This window comes from Prochlorococcus marinus XMU1402 (genome assembly GCF_017696205.1).
GTDB lineage: Bacteria > Cyanobacteriota > Cyanobacteriia > PCC-6307 > Cyanobiaceae > Prochlorococcus_A > Prochlorococcus_A marinus_AC.
In genome coordinates this window covers 463,666-479,914 of sequence record NZ_JAAORD010000002.1, presented here as the reverse complement: position 1 = coordinate 479,914, position 16,249 = coordinate 463,666, and the positions used below count along the sequence as shown (strand labels likewise).

The window sequence follows — 16,249 nt, the reverse complement described above, 5'->3', positions numbered from 1 at the left end:
TTATCTGAACAATTTTACTTGTGACATAATAAACATATGGAATCTTTTAAACAGAAGGAAAATAATAAAATGGATCTTATAAGTAATAATGATCCACTTGATAAAAATCGCCCCCTAATAGAAGATTTATGGGAATCTGTGCTTCGAGAAGAATGCCCTAATGAGCAAGCAGAGAGATTAATTCAACTTAAAGAATTAAGTTCTTCAAAACAAATTGATGACGATACTTCAAAAACTTTTAAAAAAGAGATAGTTGATATTGTAAATTCCATGGATTTGGCAGAATCAATAGCAGCAGCTAGAGCTTTTTCATTATATTTTCAACTAGTCAATATTTTGGAACAAAGAGTTGAGGAAGATAGATATATTCAAAGCTTTACCAATAAGAATGTTCAAAAATCTCCCGACAATCTTGATCCTTTTGCCCCAGCATTAGCTAGACAAAATGCCCCAGTAACATTTAGAGAATTATTTTATAGACTGAGAAAATTAAATGTACCTCCTGGAAAATTAGAGGAGTTATTACAGGAAATAGACATTCGTTTAGTTTTTACTGCTCATCCAACCGAGATAGTAAGACATACGATTAGACATAAACAAACCAGAGTGGCAAATTTGTTAAAAAAAATACAGGTTGAGCAGTTTTTAACAAAAGAAGAAAAAAACTCTTTAAAGACTCAATTAAAGGAGGAAGTAAGACTTTGGTGGAGAACAGACGAATTACATCAATTTAAACCTTCAGTTTTAGACGAAGTAGATTATGCCTTGCATTATTTTCAGCAAGTTTTATTTAATGCAATGCCCCAATTAAGAGGCAGAATTTTTGAAGCACTTACCGAAAATTATCCAGATGTTCAGATGCCATCTGAATCTTTTTGCAACTTTGGTTCTTGGGTTGGCTCCGACAGAGATGGTAATCCATCGGTTACTCCTGACATAACATGGAGAACTGCTTGCTACCAAAGGCAGTTAATGTTGGAGAGATATATTATTGCAATTTCTAATCTTAGAGATCAACTAAGTGTATCTATGCAATGGAGCCAAGTTAGTTCCTCTCTCTTAGAATCATTAGAAACAGATAGAGTTAAGTTCCCAGAAATCTATGAAGCTAGGGCTACAAGGTATAGATCAGAACCTTATAGATTGAAATTAAGTTATATTTTAGAAAAATTAAGATTAACACAAGAAAGAAACAATTTACTAGCTGATAGTGGCTGGAAATTTGACTTAGAGGGGGAAATAGATACTAAAAATATAGAAAAAGTTGAAAACTTATATTACAAATCAGTTAATGAATTTACTTATGATTTAGAACTGATTAAAAATAGCCTTATTAGTACAGATCTAACTTGCGAAGCGGTTAATAATCTACTTACTCAGGTTCATATTTTTGGATTTTCTTTAGCAAGTTTAGATATTCGTCAAGAAAGTACAAGGCACAGCGAGGCAATAGAGGAGCTTACAAATTATCTCGATTTATCTTTGCAATACAATCAAATGTCTGAAGAAGAGAAAGTTAAATGGCTTATAGAAGAATTAAATACAAAAAGGCCTTTAATCCCCTCTGATGTTAACTGGACAAAAACTACAGAAGAAACCTTTTCAGTTTTTAAAATGGTTAAGAGACTGCAGCAAGAATTTGGCAGTCGTATTTGTCATTCTTATGTAATTTCAATGAGTCATAGTGCATCTGACTTGCTGGAAGTTTTATTGTTGGCAAAAGAAATGGGACTTCTAGATCAAAATCCTCAAAAGTCAAAACTACTAGTCGTTCCTCTTTTTGAAACTGTTGAAGATCTGAAAAGAGCTCCAGAAGTAATGGAAAAGTTATTTAAATTAGATTTCTATAAATCATTATTGCCAAAAGTTGGAGAATCTTTTAAACCCCTTCAAGAATTAATGCTTGGGTATTCTGATAGTAATAAAGATTCAGGGTTTGTTTCAAGTAATTGGGAAATTCATAGAGCACAAATAGCTCTGCAAAATCTTGCAAATAAAAATAATCTATTGCTAAGGCTTTTTCATGGAAGAGGCGGATCTGTAGGTCGAGGGGGAGGACCAGCTTATCAGGCAATATTGGCTCAACCAAGTGGTACTTTAAAAGGGCGAATAAAAATAACAGAACAAGGTGAGGTTTTAGCTTCAAAATATAGTCTTCCTGAATTGGCTTTATATAATCTCGAAACGGTTACTACAGCTGTTATTCAAAATAGTCTAGTAAATAACAGGCTTGATGATACTCCAGAATGGAATCAATTAATGTCTAGACTAGCAGAAACATCAAGGTCCCACTACAGAAAATTAGTGCATGAAAATCCTGATTTGTTAGATTTTTTTCAAGAGGTAACTCCAATTGAAGAAATAAGTAAATTACAAATATCTAGTAGACCTGCGAGAAGAAAAAAAGGCGCAAAAGATTTGTCAAGTTTAAGAGCTATTCCTTGGGTATTTGGTTGGACACAAAGTAGATTTCTATTGCCTAGTTGGTTTGGAGTGGGTACTGCTTTATCATCTGAATTAAATTTAGATCCTAAACAAATTGAATTATTACGAGTTTTGCATCAAAGATGGCCATTTTTTAGGATGCTCATATCTAAGGTAGAAATGACATTATCCAAAGTAGATTTAGAAGTTGCCAAATATTATGTTGATACTCTTGGTAGTAAAGAAAATAGAGAGTCATTCGATATTATTTTTGAAGTAATATCTAAAGAATATAATCTAACAAAATCTTTAATTCTTGAAATAACTGGTAAAAATAAGCTTCTAGAATCTGATAGAGACTTAAAATCATCAGTAAATTTGAGAAATAAGACAATCATCCCTCTAGGATTTTTGCAGGTTTCACTTTTAAGAAGACTTAGAGACCAAACAAGACAACCCCCAATTAGCGAATTTTTTGAAAAAGATGAATCTAGAAGAGCTTATAGTAGAAGTGAACTATTAAGAGGGGCACTCTTAACTATTAATGGAATTGCAGCTGGCATGAGAAATACAGGTTGATAATTGCAATATTTTTCTAAAAAAAAACTTATTCTTCCTGAAGGTTATTTTGTTAACTCTTCTAAGATCCCATTAGCTAAGGAAGTTAACAAACTTTTAGTTAATTGTGGTTGTGAGACATTCCCAATAAAACCACTGTCTGAGGCTATTCAGAAAAGCAATTTCTTCTTCACCATACAAAATGAATTAAAAAATAAATTATATGGCTTCGTAAGGGTTACATCAGACAGAGGATTGAATGCTAACTTATGGAATTTAAGTGCATTAACAGGAAATAACCAGAAACTTTTTTATGCAGTATTGCTTCAACTCACTCTTGAGAAAATAAATAGAGAAATGCCTGGATGTAGTATTTCTGTCCAGGCTCCTGTTTCTTCATTAATTAGTTTAGAAGAAAATGGATTTATACTAGATCCCAATGGCATAAGAGTAATGGGATATAAACTTTAAAATTATGTTACGGGCATGGAGGGATTCGAACCCCCGACTATCAGAACCGGAATCTGATGCTCTATCCAACTGAGCTACATGCCCTTTAATTTTCAATTTCTTTAAAGAAAATCTAAATACTTTTAATTTAGCTAGGTTAATTAATGAATGCATTAAGAAAATTTTTTTAAATAACTTAAAAATTAAAAATTTTCGGAACCATAAAAGTTTTGAAATTGATCTAAAAGAGCAAAGAGCTATAGTTCTTGGCTGCAATGGTATTGGCAAGTCAAATTTACTTGAATCGGTTGAATTTTTAAGTCAATTAAAATCTAATAGAGCATTAAGTGATAAAGATTTAATAGAAAATGATAGTGATATGGCTGTCGTTATGGGGCAAATAGATTTTAAAGATGATTTAAAGTTGAATTTGTTTCGGAAAGGACCTAAAAAAATTTATGTAAATGAATCAATCTTAAAAAAGCATAGTGCAATAAAGAATTATATTCGAAGCGTATGTTTTTGTTCTAATGATATAGATATTGTTAGAAGTGAACCAAGTTATCGAAGAACATGGATTGATAAAGTTGTCGTTCAGCTTGAACCCGTATATTTAGACTTAATAAGTAGATTCAACAGGCTTTTAAAACAAAGAAGTTATTTTTGGCGTTCAAAAAGCTCTCTTAATGACCAATCATATGACATTGTAGAAAGTTTTGATATCCAAATGTCAATAATAAGTACAAGAATTTTTAGACGTAGAAGAAGAGCTTTATTAAAAATCAAACCATATGTTGAGTATTGGCATAATCACTTAAGTAAATCTAAGGAGCAAATAGATATAAATTTCCTTTCAGGTATACAAAATATAAGCCCAGAAGATGAAGAAGAAGAATTTATACGTAAGAAAGTATTAGAGCAATTATTAAATCAGCGTTCAATGGAAGCTTTGACTGGGAAATGTAGCTTTGGTCCACACCGTGATGATATTGAGTTTCTAATTAATAATAGTTCAGTTAGAAAATATGGTTCATCTGGGCAGCAAAGAACCTTTATCTTGGCTTTAAAGATGGCCGAACTAGATTTATTAACTAAAACATTAAATATTCCTCCAATACTTATATTAGATGATGTTTTAGCGGAACTAGATATAACAAGACAAAATTTGTTACTAAATTCTGTCGGCAAAGATAGTCAATGTTTAATAAGCGCGACACATCTAGATAAATTTAATCAATCTTTCATAGGCTCTTCACAAATGATTTATTTATAATTCTAAAAATGATGATTTTTAGCTAATCTTATACTTATATAAATTTTTTTAATGGAAGTACCTAAAAAAAATCAAATTTTGCATTCGTTTAGTGACGATAATAAATTAATTCATCAAAGTAAGCACCTTTTATTAGAACTTTATAGATGTGATTCCGAAAAATTAAATGATGAATCCTTTTTGCGCTGTACATTAAATAGGGCCTCAAAATTGGCAAATGCTACAGTTTTGAATTTAATAAGTAATAAGTTTGAACCTCAAGGTGTTACAGCAATTGCTTTACTCGCGGAATCTCATATTTCAATACATACTTGGCCAGAATCTAACTATTCTGCAGTCGATATTTTTACATGTGGTCAAAATATGATGCCTGAACTAGCTAGTCAATATTTAATCAAATCTTTGAATGCTGAAGAACATTCTTTGCGTATAATTGAGCGTAATCCTCCCGTAGAAGTCCCTAAACAGACGAGAACTTTTGTTTAACTTGAAACTTTCATCTATTTAATTTTCCGCTTATTAGTCCCTCGAGATCTAGGCTCGTGCAATTAAATCCTAAATTTGAAAAATATTGGACTAATTCATGAAAATTAAATTTATTAAAAAAATGTTTTAATTCATCTTGGGGAATTTCTATTCTTGCTGTTGAGCCTTGGCATCTAACTCTGACATCCGATAAACCACCTTCTTTTAGATATTCTTCTGCTTTTTCCACCATTTTTAGCCTCTCATTAGTGATTTCATGACCATAAGGAAATCTTGATGATAGACAAGGTTGAGCAGGTTTGTCCCACCAAGGAAAACCTAATGCTCTTGATATATCACGAATATCTTTTTTTGAAAATTGAAATTTTGCAAGAGGAGAAATAACTCCTGCCTTTTTTGCAGCCTCTATACCTGGCCTATAATCTTTAAGATCATCAAGATTTACTCCATCTAAAACATTCTTGTAGTTCAGTTTTTTTGATAAGTAAGTTGTATGTTTATGAAGCTCTTTTTTGCACGCAAAACATCTATCTTTGGGATTTTTACTGTAACTTGGATGGTCTAATTCTGATGTTTTGATTTCTAAATGCTTTACTCCGATCCATTTTGCTTGACTTTTTGCTTCTTCACGAAGTGTATTTGCTAATGCAGGAGAAATACCAGTAATTGCAATGGCTTTACTACCTAATTGCTCGAATGCTAATGATGTTACTAATGTACTGTCGACTCCTCCTGAATACGCAATACACACGCTATCAAGATCCTTAATGTATCTTCTTATTGTATAAAGTTTTTCACTTTGTTCATCAGAGAGAATTTCTAGTTGATTGAACATGCTAATTACTTTAGTATTCAGATTACCTATGAATAGGTTGAATTTATTATTAAATTTTTAATAATAATCTTAACTATATCTTAGATTAAATTTATTCACGTTATTCAATTGACGAATACAAATAGAAATAGAGGGATTGGAATAGTCACAGCAAGTGACAGTCAAGAGAGGTCAAAAGGTCAATTGCATATTTATGATGGAGAAGGGAAAGGTAAAAGTCAAGCTGCTTTGGGTGTTGTGCTAAGGACAATAGGATTAGGGATATGCGAAAAAAGACAGTCAAGAGTCCTTCTTCTCAGATTTTTAAAAGGTCCTGAGAGGCAATACGATGAGGATTCGGCTATAGAGGCCTTGCAGAGAGGCTTTCCACACTTAATTGACCATGTAAGGACAGGAAGATCGGAATTCTTTAATGCTGATCAGGTTACTAAATTTGATATTGGTGAGGCTAAAAGAGGTTGGAATATTGCTAAAGGGGCAATTGCAAGTTCTCTTTATTCTGTAGTTGTACTTGATGAGTTGAATCCAGTTTTGGATTTAGGAATGCTTGATATCAAGGAAGTAGTTGATTCTCTTCAAAATCGGCCTGATGGACTGGAAATAATTATTACCGGAAGGGCAGCCCCTACTTCTTTGGTGAGAATATCGCAACTACATTCAGAAATGAGACCACGTTTAAAAGAAGACTTATCAAAACGAATAGGGCAAAGAAGATTTAATGGTGGAATTGAGATTTATACGGGTGAAGGAAAAGGGAAATCCACAAGTGCACTTGGCAAGGCTCTTCAAGCTATTGGTAAAGGAATATCTCAAGATAAAAGCCATAGAGTTTTAATATTGCAGTGGTTGAAAGGTGGAAACGGTTACACAGAAGATGCTGCCATAGAAGCATTAAGAGAAAGTTACCCGCATTTGGTGGATCATTTGCGTTCAGGTAGAGATGCGATCGTTTGGAGAGGTCAGCAAAAACCAATTGATTATGTTGAAGCTGAAAGAGCATGGGAAATTGCTAAAGCTGCTATTTTGAGTGGTTTGTATAAAACAATAATTTTAGATGAATTGAACCCGACTGTTGATTTAGAGTTGCTACCAGTGGAATCAATATATCAAACGCTCCTAAGAAAACCAGCAGAAACAGAAGTTGTTATTACTGGAAGATGTAAAAATGAACCATCCTACTTTGAACTTGCCGATGTTTACTCTGAAATGGTTTGTCATAAGCATTATGCGAATGTTGGAGTTGATTTGAAAAGAGGTGTAGATTACTAAATTTTCTTAAGAGTTTTAATTGCTCAATAATTCATTTACTTTTTCAATTCCACCCTCAATTGATCTCGATTGAATTTTGAATTTAGACAGGATTCTTGATGCTTTTTCAGAACGTTTACCTGATTTACATATGGTAAAAATCTCTTTGACTAAACTTTCTTTTTGAATAAATTCAAAGTCAGAATATTGGTTCAAAAGACTTAGAGGGATTGATATAGAACCCTCTATTGCAGAAGTAGAAAATTCTTCATATTCCCTAACATCAATTAAAAGAATTTTGCTAGGTTTTGTTTTGTACAAGCTATTAAAGTCATTAGCGTTAATCCTTTTGATTTCATTATCTTTCTCAGAACAGACATCCTCATTATAAAAATCTAAAAATTGGGAAAGATTTTTTATTTGCTTATTGACCTGATCGCTTTTTAAATGTAATTTTTTCATATTCATATTCAGCAGATCAAAAATCAAAATTTTACCATCTAAAATTTCACCTTTTTTCAAAATGATTTTAATGATTTCATTCACTTGAAGAATTCCTATTAAACCTGTAGAAACACCTACAACTCCAAAATCGGCACAACTTGGGATAGCATTTTTTGAAGGTGATTCTGGAAGCAAGTCTCTTAAATTTGGACTTTTTTTATGTAAATTAAAAACACTAACTTGCCCTTCAAAGCCTTGTACGCTTCCAAAGACAAGAGGTTTGTTTAGTAGCAGACATGCATCATTTATTAAATATCGAGTACCAAAATTATCAGAACAATCACAAATAATATCAAAATCTCTAATTATTTCTAAGGCATTATTAGGATAAATTTTTTCTCCAAATGTTAATAATTCAGTATTAGGATTAAATTTTTTTATTCTTTCCCTTGCAGAATCAATTTTAAGATTCCCAATAGTATTTGTTCCGTGAATTATCTGTCTTTGGAGATTAGACTTCTCAACTTGATCATTATCTACTATTCCAATTTTCCCAATTCCTGCTGCCGCCATATAAAGTAAAACAGAAGAACCAAGTCCACCTGCTCCAATACATAGTACAGAGCTGTTTTTTAGTTTTATTTGGCCCTTATAACCTATCTCTTTAAGGCTTAAATGTTTTTGATATCTTTCCTTTTCATCTGTATTTAAGTAATTAAATTTGATATCTTTGGGCATACTACTTATCTAAAGTACAAAAGAAACTATGAAAATATAATAATTAAAAAAAAATTTTTAGCCTTTAAAAATTTTCCTATAACCAGGATTTATTAATGTTTTTGTTAGAACAAGATGATAATGTGAAGTTTTTATAAAGCAATTTTAGGTTTAAATATCCTCAAAAACTATATACACCAGTGCATCTAAGAAAATACAAAATGTTTCGGTTCGGAATTTTGCACAACAAAAAGGTAGTCAACGGGCGATTTTTCCGATACTGTCTGGTTCATATATTAAGTTTACTGAATTCATGAGTGATAACACTCCAGAGTCAAATCAAGACTCCGGCACCGATACAAGCTCAGAAACCAAAGGCTTTTCAGAGAAATACTCTGATGTTATGGGTAAAATCAACGAAACCCTTGGCAATGTTGATTGGACTCAGATGGGTAAGTATGGCAAAGCGGCAGGCATAATCGCTGTTGTCGTAATAGCTCAGATTATAATAAAAGTTGTCATTGACACGATTAACTTTTTCCCAATTCTCCCAGGTTTACTAGAACTACTAGGCGTAATTGTTGTCGGTCAATGGAGCTGGCAGAATCTTCGTACCAGTGAAAATCGTGAAGCTGTTTTAGATAAGGTTCAAAATCTTAAAAAAACATATCTAGGTTAGTTTAATATTACATCTTTAGTATTGCTCTTATGTAATCTTGTACTTGTTTTAAGTACCCTCCTCCAAACATATTGGCGTGATTCAATATGTGATAAAAATTATAAATAATAATTCTTTTTTCAAATCCGTTTTTTAGAGGGAAAATTCTATGATATTCTTCATAAAATTCTTTTCTAAAACCTCCAAATAGTCTTGTCATAGCTATATCTACTTCATTATCTGCCCACCAAGATGCAGGGTCAAATATTACCCCCCTCCCATTTTTGTCCATTCCTGCATTGCCTGACCATAAATCACCATGAACTAGAGCATTTATTGGTTTGTGATTCAGTAATTCTGATTTAATTTTTTCTTTAACTTTATTTATAATTTCTTTATCTAAAATTTGGGATTTAAGACTTAATAATTGAGGTATTATCCTTAAGTTTAAAAAACAATCTATCCAATTATCCTCCAAGCCTTTTTTCTGATCGGTTGTTCCGATAAAACCCTCAACTGGAAACCCGAACATTTTGGGATTAGATTCAGCTGATTTTAGGTGCAATTCACCTAAACCTTTTCCAAGCTTATTTTGGTCAGAGTTATGCATATCTATCCATTCAATTAATAGAATCTCTATATCTTTTATATTTTTATATGCAATAACTTCAGGAATAACTAAATTTTTTTGATTAATATAATTCCTCAAATTTTGAAGACAATATTTTTCAAATTCAAGAAATTTTTTGTTTCTTATGTTTTTTTTAAGAAATAACTTTTTGTTTGAGAATTCTATTCGCCAGGAACTATGTATATCACCACCATGCACTTGTTCAATACTTTTTGGATAGGTTTCACCTAATTCTTCACAAATTTCGTTAATTTCAATAGGTGATAATTTTTCCATTTTAATGAGAAAGTCTGAAGTTATTGTTGTAGGCGCTGGTATAGCAGGACTAACTTCTGCAGCGATTTTATCAAAACAAGGCTTATCAGTGACTTTAATCGAATCTCATACTCAAGCAGGAGGATGTGCAGGTACTTTTAAAAGAAAGAATTATATTTTTGATGTTGGAGCAACTCAGGTTGCGGGTTTAGAGAAGGGAGGAATACATTCTAGAATTTTTGATTTTTTAGATATCCCATCCCCAGAAGCTACAATTTTAGATCCTGCTTGCATTGTTGATTTGAATGATGGTAGTAATCCCATAACTATTTGGTATGAAAAAAGTAAATGGATAGCAGAACGAGAAATGCAATTTCCTGGGAGTCAAAGGTTTTGGAAACTTTGTACCCTCATACATGAAAGTAATTGGGTGTTTGCTAATAATAATCCTGTATTACCAATAAGTAATTTTTGGGATTTTTCTCAACTTTTTAAAGCAATAGTACCTTCAAACCTTGTCACAGGTATTTTACTTAAATCTACTATTTATGATTTATTGCGGATATGTGGATTATCTAAGAATGAGCGCTTGATTAAATTCTTAAATCTTCAACTAAAACTTTATTCTCAAGAGGACGTTTATAATACAGCAGCATTATATGGATCTACTGTTCTTCAGATGTGTCAACAGCCACATGGTCTGTGGCATCTTAAAAAATCTATGCAGTCTTTAAGTGAATCATTAGAAAGTTCATTGATTAAAACTGGAGTAAATTTAATTTTTGGACAAGAAGTTAATTCTATAACTTATGACGATGTAAACATGTGTTGGCAAGTATCTGCTAATTCGAAAAAAAAATCATTTATTTACCAAGCAAAAGATGTTATTTATACAGCGCCTCCACAATCTTTGCTCAAGCATTTGAAAGATCCTTTAGAAAGAAAAAAATATTATAAAAATCGACTTGATAATTTGCCTGATCCAAGTGGAGCTGTAGTTTTTTATTCAGCCTTAAAAAAGGAACATATTAAAAAAACATTCTCCAATCATTATCAATTTGTTTCGAAAGAATTTTGTTCTTTATTTGTATCAATTAGTGATGATGGTGATGGAAGAGCGCCGAAAGGTGAGGTTACTTTAATTGCCAGTATCTTTACCAAAACTAAAGATTGGTTTGATTTAGATAAACAAACTTACCTAAAAAAGAAAAATAGTTTCATGAAAAAAATATCCCTCGAATTGGAAAGTCAATTTGATATTGATCCTGAAAAATGGCTACATAGGGAATTAGCAACTCCATTGGGCTTTGAAAAATGGACAAAAAGACCTAATGGAATAGTAGGCGGGCTGGGTCAAAATCCAGATATTTTTGGTTTATTTGGATTATCAAGTAGGACACCTTTTGAAGGTTTATGGTTATGTGGAGATTCGATTTATCCAGGAGAGGGGACTGCAGGTGTTAGCCAGTCTGCATTAATGGTTTCAAGACAAATTTTAGCTTCCCAAGGCATAGAAAATTTTAGTTTATAAAATTTTGTCTGTTTTCTTTTGCTTCAGCAAGTTTTTTAGAAAGTAGATCCCAATTTTTTTCTTTAATAAGAGATTCCAGTAAATTCAACTTATTTTTAAAACTATTTATGGAGTTTAAAACATTAATCTGATTATTAATAGCTAAATCTAAGCCTAGTTGTTCATTTCCTGCGCCAACTCTCGAAGTGTCAGCAAATCCTGTGGCAGCTAATTTTTGGGTGAGATCTAATAAAGATTGATTATTTTTTGTTTGTGCAGTTTCTATAAGGGCGGAAGCTAAAAATATAGGCAAATGAGAAATTAGAGATACTGCTTGATCATGCTCTTTTGGTGAAGCTTGGCAAATTTCACAATCCATTGATTTTATAAGCTCGGAAATAGTTCTGACTGCATTAAAGTCACTATTTTGTGTTGGGGTAATAATCCATTTTGCATTTTTAAAAAGACCTTCAAAACCTGAATTAACTCCTTTTTTTTCTGTTCCTGCCATTGGATGAGATCCAATAAATAGAGGATGTAAACTTTCCCATGTATTTACAATTGGTTCTTTTAAAGAGCCTACATCAGTTAATATTGTTTTCTGAGGTATTGATGCTACTAATTCTTGAGACGGACTGATCAAATCTTTGATGGGCAATGCCAAAATTATTAGCTCACATTTTTTTAATAAGCTCAGATCACAGCTAACAAAATTTGCAAGTTTTTTATCCTTAGCTTTTTTTTCATTTAATTCATTATTTGCTATTCCATAAATTGTATGATTTAGACTTTGGAGTTTTAATCCTAAAGAACCGCCAATTAAACCTAATCCTACTATTCCAATTTTCATAGATTGATTAATTCAAGACTCTCCTATATTGATACCAATTTTTTGTATATTAAGTTAATAATTTTTGTATGTATTTGAAATTAAATTAATTATAAATGCTTGAAATTTTAAGTCATCAATATTTGAAAAATTATTTGAGAGATCAAAGTATTAAGTGGGAACACATATATTCTTTTGGGAGAATAATTTCCAAATGTATTGAAAATGATTCTACATATCTAATTAATTCAGAAATTTTCTCTAGCTATGATTGGCTACCTCCAATTTTGATTTCTTTATTTTTAAAGGAAGAGGATTCAACTTTTATTTTATCTAAAGAAAAAATTAAATTTATAAGCCAATTTCAGATTGATTCATTGAGAAATCTAGGTTTTAATTTTATTTTGAAAGATGATCAACTTATTTTTGCAAATCATCATATTCGTTTGATAACAATCCATAATTTACTTAATGATCCCAATTCTCGTAATCTTAGAAATCATCGAATAATTTATTCTGGAATTGAGGATATAAAACAGGATTTAAAAAATCATTTTAGAATTTCCCTGCTTAAAAAGGATTGGACAAAAAATTTTAATGAATTTGAATTAATCAATCAAAAATTTATAAAAGTATATGATTCATTGAAGAAAAAGTTCTTCATGAGAAAGGTTTTAGGAAATAGTTATATCAACTTAAATGAAAAAGAAATAAGTTTTTTTTCAAACTTTTTTCATGAAAATTCTTTTTTTTCTGATAAATTTTTAAGCGTTAATAAAGCATTATCTAAGGGTTGGGCGTGCTGGGTAAAGTTAAACGATAAAAATTTAGATTGGACTTTGTATTTGCAGCCAATAGATGAACTTTCTCATATAAAGGAATTTTTTTTAAATAATAAATTTGTTTTTTTATCAGCATTGAGAAAAGACAATTTTTTCCAAATGTATTTTAAAAAACACAGCTTAGATATTGATTTGGTTATTAATTTTAAAAGTAATTTTGAAGAGAAAAAGATTTCATTATATATACCCTCTAAACAGTTGCTTCCTAATAATCCTCTTTTTACAAATTCAATCATGGATAAATGCAAAAAGTTAATACTTTTTAGAAAGGGTTTAACTTTAGTTCTTTCTGATGATATTGATTTGAAAACTAATATTGCTACAGATTTAGCTTCTGAGTACGGGAAAAGGGTATTGCTAGAGACAATTCCCTCTGGTAAAAATGAAATTCTTTGCTCTAGTTTTGACTGGTGGATTATGAATTCTTATTTAATTCAAATTCCAGAACAAATTATTATTCCTTTACTTCCTATTCCGAATATGTCAGAACCTATTAATGCAATTACAGTCTCGCATAAAAAGAAGCTTTCTCAGGATTGGTTTAGAGACTTCTTTCTTCCTCAAGCCAGAATTAAACTTGAAAGATCTATTTCGCCTTTAAGAAGAAACTCAGGTAAGTTAATAATCTTAGATGGAAGAGTAAATAAAAGAAACTGGGGAAGATTACTTTTGCATAACATTCAACCCTCAAAAAAAATTAACTATATGCTACCTTTTGATTAGGTTATTATTTTGTAAATAAATAAAGAAATATGGGAGAAGCAAAAAGACGTAAAACACTTGGTTTACCTCCAAAAAAAAATAATACTAAAACTAAAATTGATGAGTCTCCAAGATTATTTGAATGGCTTCCCTTTACAATCAATCAAAGAGATAACTTAATTAAATTAAGTATTAAGGCCAGTTGGTTTGGAATCGGAGGGTTAGTTATCTTATGGATTGTAGTGAGATTTATAGGCCCTGCTGCTGGGTGGTGGACTTTAGCTGATTCTCTATAAATCTAAGCTACTGTTTTTATATCATTAACAGCGATTGTATTAGCAGGATTGCTATTTAATGCTTTCATTGAATTAGAACTGACTTCAGTTCCTTCTGTTAATTTCGCTTTAACCATAGATTCTACTTTATCCCTGATTTCTAAGTTTTGATCAAGCCAAATAATTGTATTATCTCTTCCTTGTCCAATATTTTCTCCTTCATAACTATACCAAGCGCCTCTCCTTATTATGATATTAGTCTCTTCTGCTAAATCTAATAAACATCCTGTTGTACTAATACCTTTTCCGAAGAGAATATCAAACTCTGCAATTCTAAATGGTGGCGCAACTTTGTTTTTTGCTACTTTCACTTTTGCTCTTATGCCATATTCTTCAGTACCTCTTTTAAGAGTTTGAATTCTTCTGATATCAAGTCTCACTGAGGCATAAAATTTTAATGCATTACCTCCTGTGGTTGTTTCTGGATTGCCGTATGTAACGCCAATTTTTAGGCGTAATTGATTTAGGAATATTACCGTACATCCAGATTTACCAATATTTCCTGTTATTTTCCTCATTGCTTGGCTCATTAGCCTTGCTTGGCTTCCAATTACGTGATCTCCCATCTCTCCTTCTATCTCAGCTCTTGGGGTTAGTGCTGCGACCGAGTCAACAACTACAAGATCTACTGCACTTGATCTTATAAGTTGGTCAACTATTTCCAGAGCCATTTCACCTGTATCTGGTTGTGAAACTAACAAATTTTCAACATCAACTCCTAAAGAGGCTGCATAAACTGGATCGAGTGCATGCTCAGCATCTACAAATGCAGCTACTCCTCCATTCTTTTGGACTTCCGCAATCGCGTGCAGCGTTAATGTAGTTTTTCCTGAGCTTTCTGGTCCGTAAACTTCTACTACTCTTCCTTTTGGATATCCTCCTCCTAATGCTAAATCTAAGGTGAGCGCTCCAGTAGATATTGTTTCTACTTTCATTCTTGAGGCGTCACCAAGTCTCATTATTGATCCTCGTCCAAAATTTCTTTCTATTTGACCTAAGACAAGACTTAATGCTTTGTCTTTTTCTTTTGATTCAGTTTTTTTCTTTTCTTCAAGGCTCATTGTTTGATTTACCGGTTAAAGTTCTTGTAATTATTCTAAATTTGGAAATTTTTATTTAAACCAAACTTCATAAATACAAACTATAGTACATCTGTACTCTAACCGATTATCTTTAAATTGCAACTAATTCCTCAAGGTTATCTAATTTCAATAATTTGATTTCATTACTTAAAATATGCTTATCTGATCCTTTCAAATACCCCCAATCAGCTAGGAAGCATGGAATGTGAGAAGTTTCTGAATTTTGTTTAATATCTATTAGAGTTTTTTTTCTATCTTCTATAAAGCCTAAAATTTCGTAAGTTTGCGTAATCTTCTCAGCTATTTTAACTTTTGTTCCGGATTCATAACCAAAAATAAATTCTGGAAAAATATTTAATTGTTTAAGAATCTTTTCTGTAAATATTTTACCTTTAGTTGTTATGACTCCAGTTTTTATTTCTTTTTTCCTTAATTCTTTCATAAAATTTATAATTTCAAAAAAAGGATTATGTAAATTTACCCACGATTTAAAATCTTTATCAATTTGGTACTTACGCGACTGATCTAACATTTTTTGTAAATCTTCAGCAATCCAGGAATTTTCCTTTAATATCCTCTGGCAATTTTCATGATAATTATTAATGAAATCATCTTTATTATCATTTTTTAATGGATTTTCTGTTTTTATAATTTCGTGAACAATTAAAATCATTTCCCAACCATATTTAACCCAAGGCCTAATTTCTTTGAAAGAATTTGGTACTCTTTTATAAAGTTTTTGATCAACAGAGATGCATGGTGAATTTAAATATCTTTCACAAGCCAGCAGGGAACTATGCCAATATTCTTGCATTCCATCGACTATTACTCCATCGAAATCAAATAGAAATATTTTTTGAGAAGACACCTATTGAATATTAGAACTGGGCCGCTAGGATTCGAACCTAGGAATGTCGAGACCAAAACCCGATGCCTTACCACTTGGCGACGGCCCATTGAATTTTTATTT

The 16,249-nt window shown here is 31.5% G+C and carries 15 protein-coding genes and 2 tRNA genes; 9 read left to right on the top strand and 8 right to left on the bottom strand.

Features of this window, described 5'->3' with window-relative positions:
• Positions 1-36: 36 nt before the first annotated feature.
• Both ppc and HA141_RS08870 read left to right on the top strand, forming a co-directional pair.
• Positions 37-3,003, top strand: a complete 2,967-nt coding sequence (gene ppc / locus HA141_RS08875; protein WP_209118913.1) for a phosphoenolpyruvate carboxylase — start codon at positions 37-39, stop codon at positions 3,001-3,003.
• 3 nt (positions 3,004-3,006) lie between these two features.
• Positions 3,007-3,453, top strand: a complete 447-nt coding sequence (locus HA141_RS08870) for an N-acetyltransferase (RefSeq protein ID WP_209118911.1) — start codon at positions 3,007-3,009, stop codon at positions 3,451-3,453.
• Between the two features lie 10 nt (positions 3,454-3,463).
• Here the strand turns inward: HA141_RS08870 and HA141_RS08865 are convergent.
• Positions 3,464-3,537: transfer RNA gene (locus HA141_RS08865), tRNA-Arg, on the bottom strand.
• A gap of 4 nt (positions 3,538-3,541) precedes the next feature.
• Between HA141_RS08865 and recF the strand changes: the two genes are divergently transcribed.
• Both recF and speD read left to right on the top strand, forming a co-directional pair.
• A complete protein-coding gene (gene recF, locus HA141_RS08860) occupies positions 3,542-4,705 on the top strand; it encodes a DNA replication/repair protein RecF (protein ID WP_348535328.1) in 1,164 nt (387 codons plus the stop codon).
• A gap of 51 nt (positions 4,706-4,756) precedes the next feature.
• Complete coding sequence (gene speD / locus HA141_RS08855; protein ID WP_209118909.1) at positions 4,757-5,191, top strand: adenosylmethionine decarboxylase; 435 nt, start codon at positions 4,757-4,759, stop codon at positions 5,189-5,191.
• A gap of 10 nt (positions 5,192-5,201) precedes the next feature.
• On the opposite strand, the gene larE is transcribed toward speD, so the two are convergent.
• Complete coding sequence (larE, locus tag HA141_RS08850) at positions 5,202-6,026, bottom strand: ATP-dependent sacrificial sulfur transferase LarE (RefSeq protein ID WP_209118907.1); 825 nt, start codon at positions 6,024-6,026, stop codon at positions 5,202-5,204.
• A 108-nt stretch (positions 6,027-6,134) separates the two neighbouring features.
• Between larE and HA141_RS08845 the strand changes: the two genes are divergently transcribed.
• Positions 6,135-7,295, top strand: a complete 1,161-nt coding sequence (locus HA141_RS08845) for a cob(I)yrinic acid a,c-diamide adenosyltransferase (RefSeq protein WP_209118905.1) — start codon at positions 6,135-6,137, stop codon at positions 7,293-7,295.
• Between the two features lie 15 nt (positions 7,296-7,310).
• Here HA141_RS08845 and HA141_RS08840 read toward each other — a convergent pair whose 3' ends face one another.
• Positions 7,311-8,456, bottom strand: coding sequence for a ThiF family adenylyltransferase (locus HA141_RS08840; RefSeq protein ID WP_209118903.1), 1,146 nt, complete (start codon positions 8,454-8,456; stop codon positions 7,311-7,313).
• 292 nt (positions 8,457-8,748) lie between these two features.
• Here HA141_RS08840 and HA141_RS08835 point away from each other — a divergent pair, with 292 nt between their 5' ends.
• Positions 8,749-9,114, top strand: a complete 366-nt coding sequence (locus HA141_RS08835) for a CAAD domain-containing protein (protein ID WP_209118901.1) — start codon at positions 8,749-8,751, stop codon at positions 9,112-9,114.
• 7 nt (positions 9,115-9,121) lie between these two features.
• On the opposite strand, the gene HA141_RS08830 is transcribed toward HA141_RS08835, so the two are convergent.
• Positions 9,122-10,000 carry a fructosamine kinase family protein gene (locus HA141_RS08830; RefSeq protein WP_209118899.1) on the bottom strand — a complete coding sequence of 293 codons (879 nt, stop codon included), beginning with the start codon at positions 9,998-10,000 and terminating at the stop codon, positions 9,122-9,124.
• Positions 10,001-10,004: 4 nt separating this feature from the next.
• On the opposite strand from HA141_RS08830, the gene crtD reads away from it, so the two are divergent.
• The gene (gene crtD / locus HA141_RS08825) at positions 10,005-11,510 is read left to right on the top strand and encodes a C-3',4' desaturase CrtD (RefSeq protein ID WP_209118896.1); all 1,506 of its coding nucleotides are present in this window, start codon (positions 10,005-10,007) and stop codon (positions 11,508-11,510) included.
• Here the strand turns inward: crtD and HA141_RS08820 are convergent.
• Entirely contained in the window at positions 11,500-12,339 is an 840-nt protein-coding gene (locus HA141_RS08820; RefSeq protein ID WP_209118894.1) for a prephenate/arogenate dehydrogenase, read from the bottom strand. The two genes, crtD and HA141_RS08820, sit on opposite strands and share 11 nt — an antisense overlap.
• Positions 12,340-12,434: 95 nt before the next feature.
• Between HA141_RS08820 and HA141_RS08815 the strand changes: the two genes are divergently transcribed.
• Positions 12,435-13,883 carry a DNA helicase gene (locus HA141_RS08815; protein ID WP_209118892.1) on the top strand — a complete coding sequence of 483 codons (1,449 nt, stop codon included), beginning with the start codon at positions 12,435-12,437 and terminating at the stop codon, positions 13,881-13,883.
• Positions 13,884-13,912: 29 nt separating this feature from the next.
• A complete protein-coding gene (locus HA141_RS08810) occupies positions 13,913-14,158 on the top strand; it encodes a DUF2839 domain-containing protein (protein ID WP_025895071.1) in 246 nt (81 codons plus the stop codon).
• Positions 14,159-14,160: 2 nt separating this feature from the next.
• Here the strand turns inward: HA141_RS08810 and recA are convergent, their stop codons facing one another.
• From recA to HA141_RS08795, 3 genes are all read right to left on the bottom strand, one after another.
• Positions 14,161-15,258 carry a recombinase RecA gene (gene recA / locus HA141_RS08805; protein ID WP_209118890.1) on the bottom strand — a complete coding sequence of 366 codons (1,098 nt, stop codon included), beginning with the start codon at positions 15,256-15,258 and terminating at the stop codon, positions 14,161-14,163.
• 112 nt (positions 15,259-15,370) lie between these two features.
• Positions 15,371-16,147 (bottom strand): HAD family hydrolase, encoded by a 777-nt coding sequence (locus HA141_RS08800; RefSeq protein ID WP_209118888.1) that lies wholly within the window; start codon positions 16,145-16,147, stop codon positions 15,371-15,373.
• A 16-nt stretch (positions 16,148-16,163) separates the two neighbouring features.
• A tRNA-Gln gene (locus tag HA141_RS08795) sits at positions 16,164-16,235 on the bottom strand.
• Positions 16,236-16,249: the final 14 nt, after the last annotated feature.